We start from the raw sequence: 4,060 nt of genomic DNA on the forward strand, positions 1-4,060 counted from the left end.
ATTTCCCGATCAAAATGGCGTCCATCGAACAACTCCTCCAGACTCTTCAGCTTGGTCATCGCCGGTTATCAGTTCGTTTTGCTCCAACAACTCTAACCGATTCGCCGATCCTATTTGCACCAGAACCTTGTAGACCGACTGGTCACTGACGCCAAGATGCTCAGCGATGGTCTTCGGCTTGACCTTGCGCCCGAACTGCAGCAGGCCCGCTGCATGCGTGCGTGCATCCCGGTGCCTGTGATTGATCGAAAGCTACTGCAATGTGATTACCTCGACTTCGCTCAGTTCTACCACGCACTTCATCCGCTACCCCGGTTTCACGAGGCCGCCAGGTTAGCCGAATTCAAACAGTTTTACCAGGAACACTTAAAACGAGTGATCCGAATGAGCGCCTTTATGATCCGCGAGGCGATTCACACCGTTCGGATAGCCGACTAAAGTTGCTCCATACCGTCTCGCACGGAAACCACTCGATAGAAAGATCATCATGCGACTTTTAAAACACTCCTTCACGATCGTTCGGCCGACGCTTACGGATCGACCAGCTGTCTTGCGGCCCGCCTTTAAGAACGTGGACTCCCAATTCATCGTCCCCAACCTTTATCGCCAACATTAAATCCGAACTCGTTGCTTTGTTCGTATATGGAGATCAATCATGTCTGAAAACTTCGCTCTTGCATACTGGATTGGCCTGTTCGCAATATTGGCCGTGTTTTCATTTGCCGGCATGTTCGGAATTGGCGCCTTGGTACGCGGCGCACTTCGTGTGCGCACTTATCATGCTGGGATGTATGGTGCCGTGGCCGGCGCGCTGTTGGGATTTGCATTACTCGGCACCCTGCCGATTTTCGGGTAACGTCAATGGGACGAAATCCGGGAACGGTCCGTCGTGAGTTATTACGGCGGACCGTTAGTTTTAACCTGCGCAAATCTGCTCATGCAGACGAAGCAGCGCTGGAAGCCAGAATCGCACTGAGCTGGCGGCTGCACCGGGATGTGCGTGGATGGGTCGATTTCGTGTCGTCCGATCTTGATGCCACCAAAACGCCCGTCCTACAGGCTTGCTTCAATCCTTAACGCCGAGCAATCGGCTTCGCTTTACGCGGCGTTTCGCCGATGAACAGCTGACGCGGACGGCCAATCTTCTGTTCAGGATCGGCAATCATCTCGTTCCACTGCGCGATCCAGCCGACCGTACGTGCCATCGCGAAGATACACGTGAACATCGCCGTCGGTATACCCAGCGCGCGCTGCACGATCCCCGAATAGAAATCGACATTCGGGTACAACTTCCGCGACACAAAGTAGTCGTCTTCCAGCGCGATCTTTTCCAGCGCCATGGCCAGCTTGAACAGCGGATCATCGTGCAGACCCAACTCCTCCAGCACTTCATGGCAAGTCTCACGCATCAGCTTCGCACGCGGATCGTAGTTCTTGTAGACACGGTGACCAAAACCCATCAGCTTCACGCCCGAGTTCTTGTCCTTCACCTGATTGATGAACTCAGGAATGTTGTCAACCGAGCCGATTTCTTCCAGCATGTTCAGTGCGGCTTCGTTCGCACCACCGTGCGCCGGGCCCCACAGGCAAGCGATACCCGCGGCGATACACGCGAACGGATTGGCGCCCGATGAACCCGCCAGACGAACCGTCGAGGTCGACGCGTTCTGCTCGTGATCCGCATGCAAAATCAGAATGCGATCCAGCGCGCGCACCAGCACATCATTGACCTCATACTCTTCCGCCGGATTGGCGAACATCATCCGCATGAAATTCGCGCTGTACGACAGGTCGTTCTTCGGATAAACGAAGGGCTGGCCCACGGTGTACTTGTAAGCCATCGCGACCAGAGTCGGCAGCTTCGCGATCATGCGGATCGCCGACACTTCACGGTGACGCGGATTCGAGATGTCGAGCGAGTCGTGATAGAACGCCGACAACGCGCCGACAGCCGCGACCAGAATCGCCATCGGGTGTGCATCACGACGGAAACCACGGAAGAAGAACTGCATCTGCTCGTGGACCATCGTGTGATTCGTGACGGTCTTGACGAACTCGTCCTTCTCCTTCTGGTTCGGCAGTTCGCCCTTCAGCAGCAGAAGGCAGGTTTCGAGGAAGTCGGCGTTCTGCGCGAGATTGTCGATGGGGAAACCGCGATACAGCAGCTCGCCCTTGTCACCGTCGATGTAGGTGATCGCCGAGTTACACGCCGCCGTCGACATGAAGCCCGGATCGTACGTGAACTTGCCAGTCTGGCCGTACAGTTTGCGGATGTCGATCACGTCCGGGCCCAACGTGCCCTTGTAGATCGGCATTTCAACGCTCGGCGAGTTGTCGCTGAACGATAGCGTGGCTTTAACATCTGACGGGGTCATAGCACATCCTCAATCGAAGTATGGAAACAGGGTTTCGATAATTTGCACGCCTGGATAGAACCCGCCTGCGCTGGATCCGGTTCAAATAGCAGGTCTGAACGATGCTATACCTATCTATAAGATATCCTATTGAACTGAGCTTGTCGCGCAGGTACAAGCGCACACAAAGAATGATCACGTCACGGTCAAAGTGACGGCCGGCGAATAGCCCGTCCAGACTCTTCAGCTTGCTCATCGCGGCCCCTCGAATCGATCTGATCGACACTCTAACCGATTTGTCGATCGCGCTATTGCACCACAGCTCAATTTTCGACGGCGTGGCTAACCGCGACGACACAGCCGCGGACGCCGTTCTGAACGCACCTCTTTCCAAATAACGGCGCTTTCGCATATACGACCGTATAGTGGGGCATATACCAATGCGGCGTGCTCGTAACCCTTCGTGGAATGGTATTCGTGGTCTCTCGGAGCTATTCTGAATTCAACGCGGCAATACGCATTCTCTCGCCGTGCAACGAGATTCTCTTGAGGAGACGTTCATGCGCAACACGCTGCATAACTGGATCTTCATCTGCGCCAATGCCTATGTTGAATAGGCTGTGGTGAAAATAGCGCGATCAACGAATTGGTTAGAGTGTCGATCAGATCGATTCGAGGGGCCGCGATGAGCAAGCTGAAGAGTCTGGACGGGCTATTCGCCGGCCGTCACTTTGACCGTGACGTGATCATTCTTTGTGTGCGCTTGTACCTGCGCTACAAGCTCAGCCTGCGCGATCTCGTCGAGATGATGGCCGAACGAGGTTAGTCGCTGTCGCACACGACGATCATGCGTTGGGTGAAGCCGGTTCAGGAGTGCCGCGACCACGATTGCCGGTATCGAGTTGATGCATCGCATTCGCAAGGGACAATTTGGGCTTGCCAGCTTGCCAGCTTGCAACTCAAAGATACGGCTGTAGCCACTGCCCGGAATGCAGTCCTCCCGGTTAAATAGGATATCTTATAGATAGGTATGGCATCGTTTAGACCTGTTATTTGCATCAGATCCATCCGTTTCATTTCAGATAGCCGCCGTTTGACGCACGGGGACGACAGCTTCATCGTATTGATGCTAGTCAGCGACACTTTCGGTGTTGGCCGTACACAGAATTAAAGGACGGAGTATGCCTCATGATCATCCGGAAAAAAATTTGTTTAACGGCGACCTTCGTCGCTGTGCTGATGGTGAGAACCGGTAACACGTTCGCTCGCTCCGAAGCCGAGGCGCTGGTCGACCAGCAGCACTGCATGTACTGCCATACCGCCGAGCCGCCGTATCTCGCTCCGTCGTTCCCGCAGATCGCGAAACACTACCGCAGGATGCCGGGCACACCCTCCGCGCTCGAACAGAAACTGTCTATTGAAGGCCCGACTCACTGGGGCGACATAACGATGCCGATCTCAGACCGCGTCGATTCCCTCTCGCCCGAAGACGCACACACAGTAGCCCGATGGATGCTGAATCAGTGACAACGCGGCCATGCCGGCGTTGTTACGACAAGTGCGTTAAGGTGACAAAAGGGGTTCTGGTGCAAATAGGGAAGCGGGTTGAGGAGCATCCTGTAGGAAGGATTCCTTATCGAACGGACAGGACCGCATTCCATACTGCGGGCGCAGCGGCCTCCTTGAGGCCGAGCTTCGCGAGATTG

Annotated in this window: 4 protein-coding genes and 2 pseudogenes; 4 read left to right on the forward strand and 2 right to left on the reverse strand. The window is 55.0% G+C overall.

All coding sequences use genetic code 11. The features are described 5' to 3' along the window. Positions 1-114 precede the first annotated feature (114 nt). Positions 115-438: a hypothetical protein gene (locus GNZ12_RS00885; protein WP_172308581.1), complete on the forward strand. Its 324-nt coding sequence runs from the start codon at positions 115-117 to the stop codon at positions 436-438. Between the two features lie 217 nt (positions 439-655). After that, positions 656-856: a hypothetical protein gene (locus tag GNZ12_RS00890; protein WP_172308582.1), complete on the forward strand. Its 201-nt coding sequence runs from the start codon at positions 656-658 to the stop codon at positions 854-856. 217 nt (positions 857-1,073) lie between these two features. Here the strand turns inward: GNZ12_RS00890 and gltA are convergent, their stop codons facing one another. Both gltA and GNZ12_RS44085 read right to left on the reverse strand, forming a co-directional pair. Then, positions 1,074-2,375, reverse strand: coding sequence for a citrate synthase (gene gltA, locus GNZ12_RS00895; RefSeq protein ID WP_172308583.1), 1,302 nt, complete (start codon positions 2,373-2,375; stop codon positions 1,074-1,076). A gap of 133 nt (positions 2,376-2,508) precedes the next feature. Continuing rightward, positions 2,509-2,610, reverse strand: a pseudogene (locus GNZ12_RS44085) (IS6 family transposase); the annotation flags it as partial. Between the two features lie 429 nt (positions 2,611-3,039). Here GNZ12_RS44085 and GNZ12_RS00900 point away from each other — a divergent pair. Further along, positions 3,040-3,177, forward strand: a pseudogene (locus tag GNZ12_RS00900) (IS6 family transposase); the annotation flags it as partial. A gap of 365 nt (positions 3,178-3,542) precedes the next feature. After that, positions 3,543-3,881, forward strand: a complete 339-nt coding sequence (locus GNZ12_RS00905; protein WP_235993507.1) for a c-type cytochrome — start codon at positions 3,543-3,545, stop codon at positions 3,879-3,881. Positions 3,882-4,060 lie beyond the last annotated feature (179 nt).

This window comes from Paraburkholderia solitsugae, assembly GCF_013177695.1.
GTDB lineage: Bacteria > Pseudomonadota > Gammaproteobacteria > Burkholderiales > Burkholderiaceae > Paraburkholderia > Paraburkholderia solitsugae.

What these genes read in the sequence shown, in the direction of transcription:
- GNZ12_RS00890 (WP_172308582.1), top strand. Translation starts at nt 656, where the DNA reads ATGTCTGAAAACTTCGCTCTTGCATACTGGATTGGCCTGTTCGCAATA.
- gltA (WP_172308583.1), bottom strand. Translation starts at nt 2,375, where the DNA reads ATGACCCCGTCAGATGTTAAAGCCACGCTATCGTTCAGCGACAACTCG.
- GNZ12_RS00905 (WP_235993507.1), top strand. Translation starts at nt 3,543, where the DNA reads ATGATCATCCGGAAAAAAATTTGTTTAACGGCGACCTTCGTCGCTGTG.